The organism is Pseudomonas sp. LFS074, assembly GCF_047978165.1.
In the GTDB taxonomy this organism is placed as follows: domain Bacteria; phylum Pseudomonadota; class Gammaproteobacteria; order Pseudomonadales; family Pseudomonadaceae; genus Aquipseudomonas; species Aquipseudomonas putida_P.
The window spans coordinates 536,053-552,721 of record NZ_JBFPFV010000002.1 but is presented as its reverse complement, the minus strand read 5'-3'; the positions used below and the strand labels follow the sequence as shown (position 1 = coordinate 552,721).

The following is a 16,669-nucleotide window of genomic DNA, read 5'->3' as shown; positions in this document are numbered from 1 at the left end:
GCCCGGCAATTGCCGCTTTCGCCGCTCAAGGCGGAAGGCCTTTGCCGCTTTTCTGGCATCACTCTGACAGCACCTTGCCCTGCAAGCCCGTATTTCCGGGCTTTATGTTGGTTGGCACAGCCCTTGCTATACCTTGCCCAACGATATTCCGGCCAACCTCCGAAGGTTTCCCCGACATGAGCATCAGTTTCGACAAGGCGCTTGGTATTCACGAAAAGGCCCTGGGCTTCCGCGCCCAGCGTGCCGAAGTGCTGGCCAACAACATCGCCAACGCCGACACGCCCAACTACAAGGCGCGCGACATGGACTTCGCCTCGGTGCTCGCTGCCGAGAGCGACAAGCAGCAGAGTGGCGGCCGTTTCAGCCTCGATCGTACCAACAGCCGCCATATCGAGGCCGAGGGCCTGGCCATGGCCGACGATACCCTCAAGTACCGCACGCCAACGCAGCCGTCGATCGACCAGAACACCGTGGACGCGCAGATCGAGCAATCGAACTACACCGAAAACGCCATCGGCTTCCAGGCCAGCTTCACCTTGCTCAACAGTAAATTCAAAGGGCTGGTTTCGGCCCTGCGGGGAGAATGACCATGTCCCTTTCCAGTGTCTTCAACATTGCCGGTAGCGGCATGAGTGCGCAGAACACGCGCCTGAACACCGTTGCTTCCAACATCGCCAACGCCGAGACCGTGTCCTCGAGCATCGACCAGACCTACCGCGCCCGTCACCCGGTGTTCGCCACCACCTTCCAGGACGCGCAGGCCGGCGGCAGCCAGTCGCTGTTCGATGACCAGGGCGAGGCAGGGCAGGGCGTGCAGGTAAAAGGCATCGTCGAGGACCAGAGCAACCTGGAGGCGCGCTACGAGCCGAGTAATCCCGCCGCCAACAAGGACGGCTACGTGTACTACCCGAACGTTAACGTGGTCGAGGAGATGGCCGACATGATCTCCGCCAGCCGTGCGTTCCAGACCAACGCCGACATCATGAATACTGCCAAGACCATGATGCAGAAAGTGCTGACCCTGGGTCAGTGAGGGGGATAGCCGATGACCACTACTACCGACGCCACAAGTGCTTCCGCGATCTATTCGCAATATGCGCTGGCCAGTGACACCTCCAGTAGCAGCAGTACCGACACGCTTGGCAAGGACACCTTCCTGCAGTTGTTGGTGACCCAGCTGCAGAACCAAAACCCGCTCGACCCCCAGGACAACTCCGAATTCGTCGCCCAGTTGGCGCAGTTCAGCAGTCTGGAATCGATGCAGACCCTCAACGACACCGTGGACACCCTGCTCGGCAACTATACCTCGACCCAGGCCTTGCAGGCTTCGTCCCTGGTCGGGCGCTCGGTCATCACCGAGGCGGACGCTGCAACGGTCGCTGCCGGTACCGGCTTGACTGGCCAGATCGACGTCACCTCGTCGACCACCGGCCTGACCGTGAACGTGTATGACGCCGACGGCAATGTAGTGAAGAACATCGACCTGGGTTCGCAAAGTGCCGGCACGGTCAGCTTCAGCTGGGATGGCACCGATAACGATGGGCTGGCGGTGGATGCCGGTACCTATACCTTCGAGGCCAAGGCTACCGTCGATGGCAAGGAGGTCGCGCAGACCACCTACCTGCCGTCGGTGGTCAACAGCGTCACCGTGGGCAGCACTGCAGGTTCGTACACGCTCAATCTGGCAAGTGGCGAGAGCATCGCGCTTTCGGACGTCAAAACTATCGGATCGTAAGCCGGGCATCGGCACAGGAGTCAATCAATGTCGTTCAATATCGGTCTCAGTGGCCTTAACGCAGCCGCCACCAGCCTGGATGTCACGGGTAACAACATCGCCAACGTCGGCACCACCGGTTTCAAATCGGCGCGCGCCGAGTTTGGCGACCTTTACGCCAACTCCCTGTTCCTGGGCGGTTCGCGCTACACCGTCGGTAGTGGTGTAACGACCCAGGCGATTTCCCAGCAGTTCACTCAAGGCAACGTCAGTACCACCGGCGCTAGCCTGGACCTGGCCATCAATGGCAACGGCTTCTTCATCACCAGCAACAACGGTTCGACCACCTACACCCGTGCCGGTGCCTTCGGTACCGACAGCTCGGGTAACATCGTCGATGCCAGTGGCAACCGCCTGCAGGGTTATGGCGTGGATGCCGATGGTAACGTTGTTGAAGGCATTCTTGCCGACCTGACCGTCAGCACTGCAGCGGTGGCGCCCAAGGCCAGTACCAGCCTGAGCGAAACGCTGAACCTCAATTCGTCGGACACGGTGCCCACCGAAACCCCGTTCGATGCCTCGGACACCGACACCTACAACTACACCTTCAGCACCGACATCTACGACAGCCAAGGCAACGCCCACAGCCTGAGCCAGTATTTCGTCAAGACCGACCAGAATACCTGGACCATGTACGTGACCGTCGATGGCGTGAACCCGGCCGATCCGACCTCCACCACGCCTTACACCGCCGACCTGACCTTCAACTCGGCGGGTGTCTTGACCGCTTCGACCAGTTCCGACTTCACCGTCGACAGCCTGGGCAATCTGACCCTGACCGACTGGGTTCCCGCAGTCAAGAGCGCTGCTGGCACCATGGCCAGCAACGGCGCCTCGGCAGCTACCAATGGTGTGACCATCGACATGTCGGCGACCAGTCAATACAACGCCACCTCGGCGGTGACCGCCAAGTCCCAGGACGGCTACGCGCCGGGTAACCTGTCGTCGCTGTCGATCGACTCCGATGGCAATCTGTTCGGCACCTACAGCAACGGTCAGTCGAAAGTCATCGGCCAGGTTGCGCTGGCCAACTTCGCCAACGTCCAGGGCCTGACCCCGGTTGGCGGCACTGGCTGGAAAGAATCGTACGCCTCGGGTGTGCCGGTTGTCGGCGCGCCGAACACCGGTGTAATGGGTTCGTTGACTGCAGGGGCCCTGGAAGACTCCAACGTCGACCTGACCTCCGAGTTGGTCAACCTGATCAAGGCCCAGAGCAACTACCAGGCCAACGCCAAGACCATTTCCACTGAAAGCACCATCATGCAAACCATCCTCCAGATGACCTGATGAAAATGCTGTTCAGGTTGGTGCGGGTATTGTTGCTCGGGCTGCCTCTGGCGGCCCTGGCAGCGCCGGCGCCCTGGTACAAGTATCAGAGCATCGAGACCGGCGTGTTCATCTGCACCCAGGTCGATCCCGGCAAGGCGTTCATCCGCTTTGCCGGGCCTTTTCGTAACGCCGCCTGCCGTTGAGCGCCAGGCGGCGTTTTTTCGAGCGTCAACACGTTGCCGCCTACCGGCAAACAATCGCCGATTTGCCGGCGCGCCTGTGCGTCGCCTGCACCGTTGGCGGCGTGTAAGGCCTATGAATACTGGGGTAGCGCCTTTGCCTCGGTTTTGGCCCGAGACTTGCTAGCACCTCATCAGCATGTCAGTGGCGGCGAAAGTCCGTCGAGGGAGAGTTGAAGTGGACAAGATGCTGTACGTGGCCATGACCGGCGCCAGCCAGAATGCGCTGGCGCAAAAAGCCCATGCCAACAACTTGGCTAACGTTTCGACCAATGGTTTCCAGCGTGACCTAGAGCAGGCCCGCTCAATGCCGGTATTCGGCGAAACCTTGCCCTCGCGCGCTTTCGCCATGACTGAACGGCCGGCCACCGACTTCGACCATGGCCCGTTGATTGAAACCGGGCGTGAACTCGATGTTGCGGTAGATGGCGATGGTTGGATCGCAGTCCAGGCCCCTGACGGCAGCGAGGCCTACACCCGCACCGGCAGCCTCAACATCGACGCCCTGGGCGTGCTGCGCACCGGTAACGGCATGGCCGTGCTTGGCAATGGCGGACCGATCGCGATTCCGCCGGAAGAGCACGTCGAAGTCGGCTCGGACGGCACCATCAGCATTCGTTCCCTGGGCGAGAGCCCATCGGTGATGGCTGAGGTCGACCGGATCAAGATGGTCAAGCCCGACCTCTCTACCCTGAGCAAGGGCACCGATGGCCTGATCCACAGCAACACCGGCCAGCCCCTCGTGGCGGATGCCTCGGTAAAGGTTGTTTCTGGCTTCCTCGAGGGCAGCAACGTCAACGCGGTCGACGAGATGACTTCGATCATGGCGCTGTCCCGGCAGTTCGAGCTGCAGATCAAGATGATGACTGCCGCCAAGGAAAACGACGAATCGATGGCGCGGGTGATGCAGCTCAGCTGACACCCGCCTCAACCCCTGTTCGACAATGACGGCAGTCACGCCGTCGCGTAAGGAGAAGACATATGCTCCCCGCTCTCTGGGTCAGCAAGACCGGCCTCGCCGCTCAGGACACCAATCTGACGACCATTTCCAACAACTTGGCCAACGTCTCGACGACCGGTTTCAAGAAAGACCGCGCCGAGTTCCAGGACCTGCTGTACCAGGTCAAGCGCCAGCCTGGTGCCCAGTCGACCCAGGACAGCGAGTTGCCGACAGGTTTGCAAGTCGGTACTGGTGTGCGCATCGTCGGCACCCAGAAGAATTTCACCGCCGGCAGCCTGCAGACCACCGACCAGCCGCTGGACATGGCCATCAACGGTCGTGGTTTCTTCCAGATCATGCAGCCAGACGGCACCATCTCCTACACGCGGGATGGCACTTTCCACCTGGATTCCGATGGCCAACTGGTGACAGCCAATGGCTTGGCGCTGGAGCCTGCCATAGTCGTCCCTGCCGATGCCCAGACCTTCACCGTCGGCACCGATGGTACCGTGTCGATCACCACTTCCGGCAACGCCGCCAACCAGGTGATCGGCAACCTGCAGACCGCCGACTTCATCAACCCGGCCGGCCTGCAATCCATCGGCAACAACCTGTTCCTGGAAACCGCCTCCAGCGGTGCACCGAACGTCGGTACCCCGGGCCTGAACGGTTTCGGCACCACCCTGCAGAACACCCTGGAAAACTCCAACGTCAGCACGGTGGAGGAGCTGGTGAACATGATCACCACCCAGCGCGCCTACGAGATGAACTCCAAGGTGATCTCGACCGCTGACCAGATGCTGCAGTTCGTTACCCAGAATTTGTAATTCTGAATAGCTGAATCAGCCGACACCTTGAAGCACCCGTAGCACCGTGAGGTCATGAGCATGAATCGTTTGTCCGTTGTTTTCGCCGTAGGTGGCGCTTGCCTGCTGGCCGGTTGCATGGCCCCGCCGGCCAAGCCCAACGATCCGTACTATGCGCCTGTGCTACCGCGTACCCCGTTGCCGGCGGCCGCCAACAACGGTTCGATCTACCAGGCCGGCTTCGACCAGAACCTGTACACCGACCGCAAGGCGTTCCGTGTGGGTGACATCATCACTATCACGCTCAACGAGAAGATGGCGGCCAGCAAGAGCGCTAATTCCTCGTTGGCCAAGGACAGTAACACCAGCCTCGGCCTGAGCTCGCTGTTCGGTGGTGGAGTGAAGACCGACAGCCCGTTCGGCGGTGGCTCTCTGAGCCTGGATGCGAGCTACAGTGGTACGCGTGATACCAAGGGTGATGCCAAGGCGGCCCAGGGCAACAGCCTGACCGGCTCGGTCACCGTGACCGTCGCTGAGGTGCTGCCTAACGGCATCCTCGCGGTGCGCGGCGAGAAGTGGATGACACTCAACACCGGGGAGGAACTGGTACGTATCGCTGGTCTGATTCGCGCCGATGACATCGCCACTGACAACACTGTGTCATCCACCCGCGTGGCGGATGCACGAATCACCTATTCGGGAACCGGCTCGTTCGCCGATGCCAGCCAACCTGGCTGGCTCGATCGGTTCTTCATGAGCCCGTACTGGCCTTTCTGAGTGCGCATCGACATGCTCAAGTTCAAACCGCTGCTGGTGCTGACGGCGCTGGTGTTCGCCTGCTTCGGTGCACATGCCGAGCGCCTCAAGGATATCGCCAGCATTTCTGGCGTGCGGACCAACCAGTTGATCGGCTATGGCCTAGTGGTCGGCCTCAACGGCACGGGTGACCAGACCACCCAGACGCCGTTTACCCTGCAGACCTTCAACAACATGCTGGCGCAGTTCGGCATCAAGGTGCCTAGCAGCACTGGCACCGTACAGTTGAAGAACGTTGCTGCGGTGTCGATCCATGCCGATCTGCCGGCGTTCGCCAAACCGGGTCAGGTCATTGACATCACGGTGTCGTCGATCGGTAACTCCAAGAGTTTGCGCGGCGGCAGTCTGTTGATGACTCCACTCAAGGGTATCGATGGCAACGTTTACGCCATCGCCCAGGGTAACCTGGTGGTCGGCGGCTTCGATGCCGAAGGCAAGGATGGCTCGCGAATTACCGTCAACGTGCCGTCGGCCGGCCGTATTCCCGGTGGCGCCACTGTCGAGCGGGCGGTGCCGAGCGGGTTCAACCAGGGTAATAGCCTTACCCTCAACCTCAATCGTCCCGACTTCACCACCGCCAAGCGCATCGTCGACAAGGTCAACGACATGCTCGGCCCTGGCGTCGCCCAGGCTGTGGATGGTGGCTCGGTACGGGTCACCGCGCCGATGGATCCGAGCCAGCGCGTGGACTACCTGTCAATCCTCGAGAACCTGGAGATCGACCCAGGCCAGGCCGTGGCCAAGGTCATCATCAATTCGCGTACCGGCACCATCGTCATCGGCCAGAACGTCAAGGTATCGCCAGCTGCGGTGACCCACGGCAGTCTCACCGTGACCATCACCGAAGACCCGATCGTCAGTCAGCCGGGGCCATTCTCCAATGGCGAGACCGCCGTGGTGCCGCGCTCTCGGGTCAACGCTCAGCAGGAAGCCAAGCCGATGTTCAAGTTCGGTCCGGGTACCACGCTGGATGAGATCGTCCGCGCGGTGAACCAGGTGGGCGCGGCGCCGAGCGACCTGATGGCGATTCTCGAAGCGCTCAAGCAGGCCGGTGCGCTGCAAGCCGACCTGATCGTGATCTGAGGTCGGCTGAGATGAAAACCGTCGACACCGGCGCCTACACCGACCTCAATCGCCTCAATGCGATGAAGGTCGGTGACAAGGACAGCGAGGCGAACCTGCGCAAGGTCGCCCAGGAATTCGAGTCGTTGTTCGTCAGCGAGATGCTCAAGTCCATGCGTGCGGCCAACAATGTGCTGGCCAAGGACAACCCGCTCAACACCGAGACGACCAAGCAGTACCAGGAAATGTACGACCAGCAACTGGCGGTCAGCCTGTCCCGCGAGGGTGGGGGTATTGGCCTACAGGGCGTGCTGATGCGCCAGTTGTCCAAGGCGGCCTCGACCCAGCGCCCTGGCGGCAACCCGTTCAACCGAGAAGCCGGTACCAGCGGTGCCTTGGGGGCCATACACAACGCGGCGGCAGACGGGCAGGTGGCCGGCTCCGCGCACAATGACGTCGCGGCGCTCAATCAGCGCCGTTTGTCTCTGCCGAGCAAGCTGGCCGACCGCATGCTTGCGGGTATTGTGCCCGGTGCTGGCACCGCCGCACCCGCCAACACCCTGCGCCGTGGCGCTGGCAGCACCGCCACAGCGGTGGGCGCGGCAGGCGAATACGGCGACTGGACCCAGTCGCCTGCCTTCGCCGGGCTGTTGGCCGGCGGCCAGCGCAGCGTGGTTCAGGTGCCGTTGGCGCCGGGCAAGAGCGCGTTCACCAGTGCCGACGAGTTCGTCGCCACTATGCTGCCGATGGCCCAGGAAGCGGCCCAGCGTATTGGTGTGGAGCCGAAGATGCTGGTGGCCCAGGCTGCACTGGAAACCGGCTGGGGGCGGTCGATCCTGCGCCAGAGCGATGGCAGCAGCAGCTACAACCTGTTCAACATCAAGGCCACCGGCAGCTGGAAGGGCGAGCAGGCGAAGGCGCTCACCAGCGAGTTCCGTGACGGCCAGATGGTCAAGGAGTCGGCGGCGTTCCGTGCGTATGGCTCGTACTCCGAGAGTTTCCATGATCTTGCCAACCTGCTGTTGAACAACGATCGCTATCAAGAAGTGGTCAAGTCGGCCGATAACCCAGAACAGTTTGCCACCGAGTTGCAGAAGGCCGGTTACGCCACTGACCCGAACTATGCCCGGAAGATCTCGGCAATCGCCCGGCAGCTCGACAAGTACCAGACCTACGCAGCCAACGGCACACAAACGACTCTATAAGGCTTGAAGCATGTCGAATCTGATCTCTATTGGGCTTTCCGGGCTGTCGGCGAGCCAAAGTGCCCTGACGACCACGAGTAACAACATCACCAACGTTGCGACGTCGGGCTACTCGCGCCAGCAGACGGTGAATTCGGCCGGGGCCTTGCAGAGTATTGGAGGGGCAGGTTACGTCGGCAGTGGCACGACCCTATCGGAAGTGCGGCGCATCTACAGCGCCTACCTGCAGAGCCAGGTCAACGCCAGTACCTCGCTGAGTTCGGAAGCCAGTACCTACTCCACGCAGATCTCGTCACTGGACTCGTTGCTGTCGGACAGCACCACCGGGATCACCAGCGTACTGTCGTCTTTCTTCAGTGCCTTGCAAACGGCGTCGTCCACACCCAGCGATACGGCGGCTCGCCAGCTGCTGTTGACTTCTGCGCAAACCCTGAGCAATCGCTTCAACTCGATTGCCTCGCAGCTGAATCAGCAGAACACCAGCATCAATTCCCAGCTCAGCACGCTGACCGGCCAGGTCAACTCCATCACCTCTTCGATCGCCACGCTGAACCAGCAGATCGTCGCGCTCTCGGCCAACGGCACCGAGCCGACCAGCCTGCTGGATGCCCGCGACGAGGCATTGCGCCAGCTCAACGAGTTAGTGGGTGTGACCGTACAGGAGCGCGATGGCAACTACGACGTCTACTTGGGTACAGGCCAGGCGTTGGTCACCGGCACCACCGCCAACAAACTGACTGCGCAGGCGAGCAGCACGGACCCTTCGCAGTACAGCCTGGTCATCAACTACCAGAACTTCAGCACCGACGTGACCTCGGTCGCCACCGGCGGCGAGATCGGCGGCCTGCTGCGTTACCGCAACGATGTGCTCAACCCGGCCTTGAACGAGCTGGGGCGCATGGCCATCGTGGTCAGCGACACCATCAACAGCCAGCTGGGCCAGGGCCTGGACCTCAACGGCGATTTCGGTTCGATGCTGTTCTCCAGCATCAACAGCGCCTCCGCCATCAGCCAGCGCAGCCTGGCTTCGGCCAGCAATAGCGCAGGCTCCGGCAACCTCGATGTCACCATCACCGACTCCAGCGCACTGACCGCGTACAACTACGAAGTCAAGTTCACCAGCGACAAGGACTACACGGTGGTGCGCTCGGACGGCACCAGCATGGGTTCCTACAGCCTGGATGACGATCCTGCGCCAGAGATCGATGGTTTCACCCTGGCGCTCAACGGTGGTGCCCTTTCCGCTGGCGACAGTTTCCAGGTCATTCCTACCCGTACCGGTGCGACCAATATCAGCACCGTGATGACCGACTACAACAAGTTGGCCTTCGCCAGCGCGCTGACTGGCGTGGCCGGTTCGAGCAACAGTGGCACCGGCACCTTCAGCCTGCCGACGCTGACCACCGACTTGGACATCTACGGCGGCACCGAACTCGCGCAGATGCAAAGCGGCATCGAGAATGCCAGCCCGGTCAAGCTGGTGTTCGACGCCGCAAGCTCGGGTACCCAGGGTTACACGGTCTACAACGCCCAGGGCGTGAGCATCGGTACCGGCACCATCGTGCCGAACCAGGACAACACGCTGAGCATCACCGTGCCGATGCTCGATGACAACGGCAATGCCATGACCGATGCCGATGGCAATGCCATGACTTACACCTTCGAGATGACGGTGAGCGGCTCGCCAGCGGCCAGCGACAGCTACAGTGTTTCTTTCAACACGGATGGCACCACCGACAACCGCAACGCGCAGAGCCTGCTGGAGTTGCAGACTGCAAATACCGTGGGCGTCAGTGGCAGCAACGTCGGTATGAGCATCACCAGCGCCTATGCGACGCTGGTCGAGGGCGTGGGCGCGTTGGCAAGCCAGGCGTCGATCGATGCCACCGCTACCGCCGCGGTGCTGACCTCAGCGACCGACAGCCGCGACTCGGTGTCGGGGGTGAACCTGGATGAAGAAGCCGCTGGTCTGGTCAAGTTCCAGCAGTACTACACCGCCTCCTCGCAGATCATCAAGACTGCGCAGGAAATCTTTCAAACACTGATCAGCAGTCTGTAAGGGAGGCGATCATGCGCATTTCCACCAACCAGTACTTCGCCAATAGCATGACCAGCTATTCGAAGTCGTTCGCTTCGGTCACCAAGACCCAGGAGCAGATCTCGTCGGGTAGCCGCATCCAGACCGCGGCGGATGATCCGGTCGGCGCTGCCAAGTTGCTCAAGTTGCAGCAGCAGAGTGCCTTGCTCGATCAGTACAACAGCAATATCACCACGGCGACCAACGCGTTGAATAACGAGGAGTCGATTCTCAGCAGTATCACCGACTCCCTGCAGCGTGCGCGGGAGCTGACGTTGCGCGCGGGCAGTGGTGGCCTTTCGGACGAGGATCGCGCATCGATCGCCAGTGAACTCGGCCAGATCGAAGAAACCGTGTTCAGCCTGCTCAACAGTAAAGACTCCAACGGCAACTATATCTTCGCGGGCTCCAAGAGTACGACTCAGCCATACGTGCGTAACGCCGACGGTACGTATACCTACCAAGGCGACCAGACCCAGCTGAGTCTGCAGGTGTCCGATACCCTGAGTATCGCGACCAACGACACTGGCTACACTCTTTTCGAGCAAGCCACCAATGTCTCGCGTACCCAGACCACGCAGGTCTCGCCGACGACCGATGACGGTATCCTGACCCTGACCGCTGGCACTCTGACTTCTTCGCGTAGCTACAACAGCACTTACACCGCAGGGGAGCCATACACCGTCACGTTCACCAGTAGCACTGAGTTCACCGTGACCGATGCCTTGGGTAACGACGTAACGTCGGAAACCAGCACTGGCGGGCTGATTGATCCGGATGACGAGGCGGGTACCAACTTCACCTTCCGCGGTGTCGAATACGCCGTCAACGTGACGCTGGATGAAGACCAGGCGGCCGACGCCGACACCTTGGTAAGCCAATACAGCTTCACGCTGTCCAGTACCCCGGACACCATTACTACCAACCGTCTGCCTAGCAATACGTCGACGTCTCAGATCACCGGTGGCACCATCACCGACAACGCGGCGTATGCGGCAGGCTTCCCCGAAGGCGGGGCGGTGATCAAGTTCACCAGCGCGACCGACTACGAGGTGTATGCGTCCCCGCTCACCGATTCGAGCAAGGCCATTGGCACAGGTACGGTGAGCGGCTCGACGATTACCGTGGCGGGTGTCACGCTGGATATTTCGGGCACTCCGGCAACGGGCGACAAGTTCACTGTCTCGGCTGACTCCCACGAGACGCAGAATGTTCTCAACACGATCAATACGCTTAAGAACGCGCTGAATCAGTCCACGTCCGAAAGTGGCGTGTCGCTGGCGATCACTAATGCGGTGGCCTCTGCGATCGGCAACCTCGATTCGGCCAGCGCCCAGATCGACATCGTGCGGGGCTCGATCGGCGCCCGCGGCAACGCCTTGGACATTCAGTCGACCGAAAACTCCAGCCTGGGCCTGGTCAATGCGTCGACCCAATCGTCCATCGCAGACACCGACATGGCCGCAGCCAGCGTGCAGCTCACCCTGCAGCAAACCATGCTGCAAGCCGCGCAGCTGGCCTTCTCGCGCATCTCGCAGCTAAGCCTGTTCGACAAGATCTGACCTTTCAAGCCGAAACGAGCCGCTAACTTTTTGATTAAAAAGAGGCGCTCGTTTTGGCTTTTTTGTATCTTGATGTTCTGATGTGACGTCCCATACCGGTTGTGACCTATGGGTCAAAACGCGCATCTTCACTGTATTGTGTAAACGGGCTCATACAGCCAGGTGTTTCGGGGATATCCGCCCACCCTGCGCGGTCCGGCCCGCCGCCCAGGCACCTCTCCGTCATGGTGAGGGGTGATCTTTAGCTATTCAGTATTGGGAAGCCAGAATGATTGGCATTAAAAGCATCGCGAGCTACGTGCCCTCCGCCGGCCTCGACAACTACGCGCAAGGCGCCAAATTCGGCAAGGATGAGACCTTCATCCTCGGCAAGATCGGCTCGACCTTCCTGCCGCGTAAGGATGACGAACAGGAAACCTCCGACCTATGCGTCGAAGCGGTCAACAAACTGTTCGCCAATCATCCCGAATTGGATCCAGCGTCCATCGACGCCTTGATCGTCGTGACCCAGAACGGCGACGAAGAAGGCTTGCCGCACACCTCGGCGATTGTTCAGAGCAAGCTCGGCCTGCCGACCCATATCGCGGCCTTCGACATCTCCCTGGGCTGCTCCGGCTACGTCTACGGCATCTATGCGATGAAGGGCTTCATGGAAGCGGCGGGGCTGAAGAACGGCCTGCTGATCACCGCTGACCCGTACTCGAAGATCGTCGACCCCGAAGACCGCAACACCACCATGCTGTTCGGCGACGCCGCCACAGTTACGTGGATGGGCGAGGATCCGACCTGGGTGCTAGGCAAATCCAAGTTCGGCACCGACGGCACCGGCGCACCGCATCTCAAGGTCAGCGACGGCACCTTCTTCATGAATGGTCGTCAGGTGTTCAACTTCGCCTTGGTCAAAGTTCCGGCGCACCTGCATGAGTTGTTGGCGGACTCCAATCTGGAATCCACGGATATTGATGCATATTGCATTCACCAGGGCAGTGCGGCGATTGTCGATGCCGTGGCGCGGCGGTTCGAGGAGGGGCAGCCGGAGAAGTTCGTGAAGGATATGGTCGAGACCGGGAATACCGTGTCGTCCAGTATTCCGTTGCTGCTTGAGAAGCGCATGTTCGACTCGAGCTGGAAGCGGGTGGCGATCAGTGGGTTTGGTGTCGGCTTGTCGTGGGGTTCGGCGCTTATCGAGCGGGCTTGAATTGATTCAAGTCATGTGCTGATGGTTTGGACCTGAGGTTCTCTCAAGAAAAAGGCCGTGATCTAGGATCACGGCCTTTTTGCATCTCAGCCTTTCTTGAAGTGGAGCAGAGTGATTCGGCTGTCGAGCTGTTCTCCTGCGCCCAAGGCTGCCTTGTGTGGCAGCTTGTGGTAGTTCTGTAGACGATAGCCACGGCGGGACAACTGACAGATGTACCATTCGGCATCGCGGTAGCGATGGTTGAGCTTGAAGGCGTGATCCCAGCGGGCGTCCATAAGGTCGAAAAGGATAATTTCCTGAGTCGATTTTGCCAGTCCGTCCAGGATATTCGACAGCAAACCGTCGGTGATCTGGCCGAGCACTTCGCCCAACAAGGCGATGCTGCCGGCGAAGCGTCGACCGAAGTCCTGCGTCCCATTGGGTAGGGCTTGAGCGGAACCCTTTGCCAAGTCTAGTGCGACAAGGTGGTCGCCGGAGATCAGGAGTTCCAGTGTCCGGCGGCGTTCGAGATACGTGTTGAGGAACTCACCAATCGACCAACCGCATGGTGCTTGGTGAGGAGCGAGTCCGACTTTGGGCTTCCATTCCCGAGTGGCACTCACGCCTTGTTCGTAAAACCCATCCCTAGGGGTGTGCGGCATCAGCAAGTAGTTCGAGGCGTGAACCAACTCAAATGCTCGATGAACCCGATACTGATGCTTGGTGATCCAGGCTAGGAATTGGCCTTTGTTATCGTTCGCCACCTCTACCAGCAGGACAGGTCGGTTGCGTTTGATAAGTTCGGTTGCGCCTCGCAGGACATCTAGTTCCATGCCCTCTACATCTATCTTTAGCAAGTCGACTACTGCCTCGGGGTAGCGATTATCTAGTGTATCGATCTCGAGATGGCCGTTACTGTCAGGCGTCAGGCTAGTGGCCTCTAAGTTGCTGGGGTCTAGTCGGTCGAAGCGTGCTCGACCTGGTTGAGCGCCTATGCCGACGCGTTCAATGCTGTAACGGTCAGTCGGAATTTCGTTAAGGTTGAAATTGGTTTCAAGCAAATCGGCTGTGATTTGCGCAGGTTCGAAGCAGCGCACATGGGCTGCCTCGCCAATCATGCTGAAAAAGAGAGCGTGGTTGCCAATATTGCTTCCGACGTCAAAAACTCTCGCCTGCTTCGGCAGGACCAACAAGGTTTCCGTCATCTCTTTGACCTCAAAGAAGTGCTCCCGAGCCAAAAAGTTTTGTAAGCTATCCAGCGTATTACTCAGGCGAAACCTTACTGTCTTACCGGCGAATGGAACGGCGGCCACGACTTCATTTGCGGCGCAGAATGCGTTAAACACCTGTGGAATTGCGTTGTTCCATTGTTGGCCTGTAGCCGAGCGTGGTCCAGTGGAGTGCTGGCCGCGAACATTGTAAAACAGCGGCTCGGTGAGCTTGATGCAGCGGTAGCGACTCCATACCCTTAGGTAGTAGTCGACGTCTTCGCCGCAGTCCATATCGGTATCGAACGGTTCGTTAGCGGCAACCGCAGTGCGCACGAAATGGCCAAATTGCAGAGTATTGTAAGGGTGATTCAGCAGGATCTGATCAAAGCTGGTGATCGGGCTGATCTCGCTTTCGCGACGAGTCGTTTCGCCGCTGATCGGTTCGGCAACGGTAATCGACCCCCAAATTCCGTCGTGGTCATCGATAACGCCTTCGACTTGTAAGAAAGCATCTGGGGCCATCAAGTCATCGGCGTCCAAGAAGAAAATCCATTCTGCATCACTGTTAGCCACGCTCTGGACGGCGAGATTGCGTGCTCTGGAGCGGCCTTGGCCGAGGGTGTCATCCTGGATGTGCATGACCACTTCTTGGAATGGACCAATGCCTTTGGCAATGGCCTGCTCGACAGAATAGATGGCACGCTTGCAGATTTCTTGATGTCCCGGTCCAACCGGAATGACAACGCAGCACTTCATGCGAGACCTCCTTGCGAATGTGCCTGATTGGGGATAAGGCCATCGGATTCGAGAGCAGTTATGACTCGCGCCACTGGCTCTCGCCAATCACCAAGTGCGCGGTTACGGAAGACCTGCACGCTCGGGTACCAATGGCTTTGTCCTTCCTCTAACCCCCAGCGCCAGTTCGGATTCAACGGCACCAGAACATAGGTGGGTACGCCCAGGGCGCCTGCGAGGTGGATCGTGGTATTGTCGATGCTGATCACGGCGTCGAGTGCGCTGATCTGCGAGGCTTGTGGGTCCATGTCTAAACGAGCGTCCACGTTGTCATCATGGAACATTGGAACCCCCAGTTCGGCAGCTCGAGCCAATTCCTCCGGGGTACTGTCATATTGCAGATCGATAAGTTGCACCCCGGTGCAGGCGGCAAGCTGTTGCAAGGCTTCGAATCCCACCAGGCGGGTTTGCATTTCGGTATTGACCGTTCGACCGCCACGCCAAGAAACGCCGATTAGTCGTTTGCCTGGGAAAAGCGATTGGTATTGGCTGCGTACTGCCTGGGTTTGCTCGGGGTCGGCCTTCAAGAAGCTCGCCTGTTTTGGGAAGCTCTCCAGGCTTGGGCGGAAAATGCCCATCAAACTACCCGCTGGAATCTGGAGATCGCTGCGCGGCCAGCTCTGTTTGAATAATTTCTTGCCGCCGATTTCCAGTTCCCCGTGCTCTTCGCTTCGGATGAAGTTTACGTTCGGGAAACTTCTTTGGAAGAGTGTATCTAGGCGCGCGTAGATTTCATAATGAAGCTGCTCGGGATTGCCAACTCTATGCTGTAGTTCGTTAAGAGTGCTAGCGAACATGATGTGGTCACCGATCCCTTGCTCTCCCCATACGAGCAGCGTTTTGCCCTGCAGTGGCTCTCCTGCCCAGCGTGGGATATTGAACTGATGATACAGATCGGCTCGTGCAGCTTTCCAGCGCCACTCATAGTGTTCCCAACCAGCTTCGAATTGACCCAGCTTCAGCAGGGTAATCGCGATGTTGTTATGTACGCCCGCATGATCAGGCTCCATCGCCAACAGTTGCTTATAGTATTCCAGGGATTCGCTGTAGCGACCGACCTGCTCTAGAGCGACAGCCATGTTCAGCAGTTGACTGCGATGCTTCGGCGTCATTTGCAGCCCGAGTTGATAGCAGGCGATGGTGTCGTGGAAGCGGCCTTGGGCATAGTAGGCCTGACCCAGCAGAGAAAGTACTTGGGACTGCTCATCGGCCTGGGTAAATCGCTCGAGCGCGCCGTGAAGCATCGCCTCCATATCGGCGTGCGAACTGCCTGCGTAAGTGAGGGCCTGGTGGTAAAGCTTGAATCTCAGGAGGTTTGGCTCTTTAAGGTACCACTCTTTGGCTTGGGTCAGGTTGGTTTTATACCGCTCACGCACATAAAAGTGAGGAAACAGCATGCTGTCGACCTTAACCTGCGGAGCTTGCGCAAGCGCGTCAATCGCGTGCTGATGTGCCTCATCATCCACCCCTTGCTGGAAAAGCAAGTGAGCGAGCTGGGCTGCGACTAGGGGTACATTCGGCGTGATCCGCCGCAGCTTTCTGTACAGCCGGATCTGTGCATCGACATTCCGGTTTTTTTCGGCTTGCTGCAGGGCTTGGCCGATTCGCTGGATCTCGGCTTGATCGGAGTGGCTGTGCATGGAGGACCTTAGTACCTTGCAAATGGGTGGCATTGTTTTGACTGCGCAGAGGTGTCAAAGCAAGAAAGGGGCCACGCAGGCGGTTGGTTAACCTGT

At 59.5% G+C, this 16,669-nt stretch carries 15 protein-coding genes; 13 read left to right on the top strand and 2 right to left on the bottom strand.

All coding sequences use genetic code 11. From position 1 onward, the window contains the following. The first annotated feature begins 176 nt into the window (after window positions 1-176). From flgB to ACNQP3_RS20580, 13 genes are all read left to right on the top strand, one after another. Window positions 177-587: a flagellar basal body rod protein FlgB gene (flgB, locus tag ACNQP3_RS20640; RefSeq protein WP_025340102.1), complete on the top strand. Its 411-nt coding sequence runs from the start codon at window positions 177-179 to the stop codon at window positions 585-587. Between the two features lie 2 nt (window positions 588-589). Next, window positions 590-1,033: a flagellar basal body rod protein FlgC gene (flgC, locus tag ACNQP3_RS20635; RefSeq protein ID WP_264316431.1), complete on the top strand. Its 444-nt coding sequence runs from the start codon at window positions 590-592 to the stop codon at window positions 1,031-1,033. A gap of 12 nt (window positions 1,034-1,045) precedes the next feature. Next, window positions 1,046-1,735 (top strand): flagellar hook assembly protein FlgD, encoded by a 690-nt coding sequence (locus ACNQP3_RS20630; RefSeq protein ID WP_264316430.1) that lies wholly within the window; start codon window positions 1,046-1,048, stop codon window positions 1,733-1,735. Window positions 1,736-1,762: 27 nt separating this feature from the next. Continuing rightward, window positions 1,763-3,061, top strand: a complete 1,299-nt coding sequence (gene flgE, locus ACNQP3_RS20625) for a flagellar hook protein FlgE (protein ID WP_264316429.1) — start codon at window positions 1,763-1,765, stop codon at window positions 3,059-3,061. After that, window positions 3,061-3,246 carry a hypothetical protein gene (locus ACNQP3_RS20620; RefSeq protein WP_264316428.1) on the top strand — a complete coding sequence of 62 codons (186 nt, stop codon included), beginning with the start codon at window positions 3,061-3,063 and terminating at the stop codon, window positions 3,244-3,246. The genes flgE and ACNQP3_RS20620 overlap by 1 nt, the downstream gene beginning before the upstream one ends. Window positions 3,247-3,460: 214 nt before the next feature. Next, window positions 3,461-4,201, top strand: coding sequence for a flagellar basal-body rod protein FlgF (gene flgF / locus ACNQP3_RS20615; protein ID WP_264316427.1), 741 nt, complete (start codon window positions 3,461-3,463; stop codon window positions 4,199-4,201). A 62-nt stretch (window positions 4,202-4,263) separates the two neighbouring features. Continuing rightward, entirely contained in the window at window positions 4,264-5,049 is a 786-nt protein-coding gene (flgG, locus tag ACNQP3_RS20610; RefSeq protein WP_264316426.1) for a flagellar basal-body rod protein FlgG, read from the top strand. 60 nt (window positions 5,050-5,109) lie between these two features. Then, window positions 5,110-5,805 (top strand): flagellar basal body L-ring protein FlgH, encoded by a 696-nt coding sequence (flgH, locus tag ACNQP3_RS20605; RefSeq protein ID WP_264316425.1) that lies wholly within the window; start codon window positions 5,110-5,112, stop codon window positions 5,803-5,805. A gap of 12 nt (window positions 5,806-5,817) precedes the next feature. Continuing rightward, a complete protein-coding gene (locus tag ACNQP3_RS20600; protein WP_264316424.1) occupies window positions 5,818-6,927 on the top strand; it encodes a flagellar basal body P-ring protein FlgI in 1,110 nt (369 codons plus the stop codon). A gap of 11 nt (window positions 6,928-6,938) precedes the next feature. Next, window positions 6,939-8,111, top strand: coding sequence for a flagellar assembly peptidoglycan hydrolase FlgJ (flgJ, locus tag ACNQP3_RS20595; RefSeq protein ID WP_264316423.1), 1,173 nt, complete (start codon window positions 6,939-6,941; stop codon window positions 8,109-8,111). A gap of 10 nt (window positions 8,112-8,121) precedes the next feature. Beyond that, window positions 8,122-10,170, top strand: a complete 2,049-nt coding sequence (gene flgK / locus ACNQP3_RS20590) for a flagellar hook-associated protein FlgK (protein ID WP_264316422.1) — start codon at window positions 8,122-8,124, stop codon at window positions 10,168-10,170. An 11-nt stretch (window positions 10,171-10,181) separates the two neighbouring features. Beyond that, a complete protein-coding gene (locus ACNQP3_RS20585) occupies window positions 10,182-11,750 on the top strand; it encodes a flagellar hook-associated protein 3 (RefSeq protein ID WP_264316421.1) in 1,569 nt (522 codons plus the stop codon). A gap of 268 nt (window positions 11,751-12,018) precedes the next feature. After that, complete coding sequence (locus tag ACNQP3_RS20580) at window positions 12,019-12,948, top strand: ketoacyl-ACP synthase III (RefSeq protein WP_264316420.1); 930 nt, start codon at window positions 12,019-12,021, stop codon at window positions 12,946-12,948. An 86-nt stretch (window positions 12,949-13,034) separates the two neighbouring features. Here the strand turns inward: ACNQP3_RS20580 and ACNQP3_RS20575 are convergent, their stop codons facing one another. Then, on the bottom strand, window positions 13,035-14,894 hold the full coding sequence (locus tag ACNQP3_RS20575; protein ID WP_264316419.1) for an FkbM family methyltransferase: 1,860 nt from the start codon (window positions 14,892-14,894) through the stop codon (window positions 13,035-13,037). Continuing rightward, complete coding sequence (locus tag ACNQP3_RS20570; RefSeq protein WP_264316418.1) at window positions 14,891-16,573, bottom strand: tetratricopeptide repeat-containing glycosyltransferase family protein; 1,683 nt, start codon at window positions 16,571-16,573, stop codon at window positions 14,891-14,893. Before ACNQP3_RS20570 ends, ACNQP3_RS20575 begins: the two co-directional genes overlap by 4 nt. Window positions 16,574-16,669: the final 96 nt, after the last annotated feature.

What these genes read in the sequence shown, in the direction of transcription:
- flgB (WP_025340102.1), top strand. Translation starts at nt 177, where the DNA reads ATGAGCATCAGTTTCGACAAGGCGCTTGGTATTCACGAAAAGGCCCTG.
- flgC (WP_264316431.1), top strand. Translation starts at nt 590, where the DNA reads ATGTCCCTTTCCAGTGTCTTCAACATTGCCGGTAGCGGCATGAGTGCG.
- ACNQP3_RS20630 (WP_264316430.1), top strand. Translation starts at nt 1,046, where the DNA reads ATGACCACTACTACCGACGCCACAAGTGCTTCCGCGATCTATTCGCAA.
- flgE (WP_264316429.1), top strand. Translation starts at nt 1,763, where the DNA reads ATGTCGTTCAATATCGGTCTCAGTGGCCTTAACGCAGCCGCCACCAGC.
- ACNQP3_RS20620 (WP_264316428.1), top strand. Translation starts at nt 3,061, where the DNA reads ATGAAAATGCTGTTCAGGTTGGTGCGGGTATTGTTGCTCGGGCTGCCT.
- flgG (WP_264316426.1), top strand. Translation starts at nt 4,264, where the DNA reads ATGCTCCCCGCTCTCTGGGTCAGCAAGACCGGCCTCGCCGCTCAGGAC.
- flgH (WP_264316425.1), top strand. Translation starts at nt 5,110, where the DNA reads ATGAATCGTTTGTCCGTTGTTTTCGCCGTAGGTGGCGCTTGCCTGCTG.
- ACNQP3_RS20600 (WP_264316424.1), top strand. Translation starts at nt 5,818, where the DNA reads ATGCTCAAGTTCAAACCGCTGCTGGTGCTGACGGCGCTGGTGTTCGCC.
- flgJ (WP_264316423.1), top strand. Translation starts at nt 6,939, where the DNA reads ATGAAAACCGTCGACACCGGCGCCTACACCGACCTCAATCGCCTCAAT.
- flgK (WP_264316422.1), top strand. Translation starts at nt 8,122, where the DNA reads ATGTCGAATCTGATCTCTATTGGGCTTTCCGGGCTGTCGGCGAGCCAA.
- ACNQP3_RS20585 (WP_264316421.1), top strand. Translation starts at nt 10,182, where the DNA reads ATGCGCATTTCCACCAACCAGTACTTCGCCAATAGCATGACCAGCTAT.
- ACNQP3_RS20580 (WP_264316420.1), top strand. Translation starts at nt 12,019, where the DNA reads ATGATTGGCATTAAAAGCATCGCGAGCTACGTGCCCTCCGCCGGCCTC.
- ACNQP3_RS20575 (WP_264316419.1), bottom strand. Translation starts at nt 14,894, where the DNA reads ATGAAGTGCTGCGTTGTCATTCCGGTTGGACCGGGACATCAAGAAATC.
- ACNQP3_RS20570 (WP_264316418.1), bottom strand. Translation starts at nt 16,573, where the DNA reads ATGCACAGCCACTCCGATCAAGCCGAGATCCAGCGAATCGGCCAAGCC.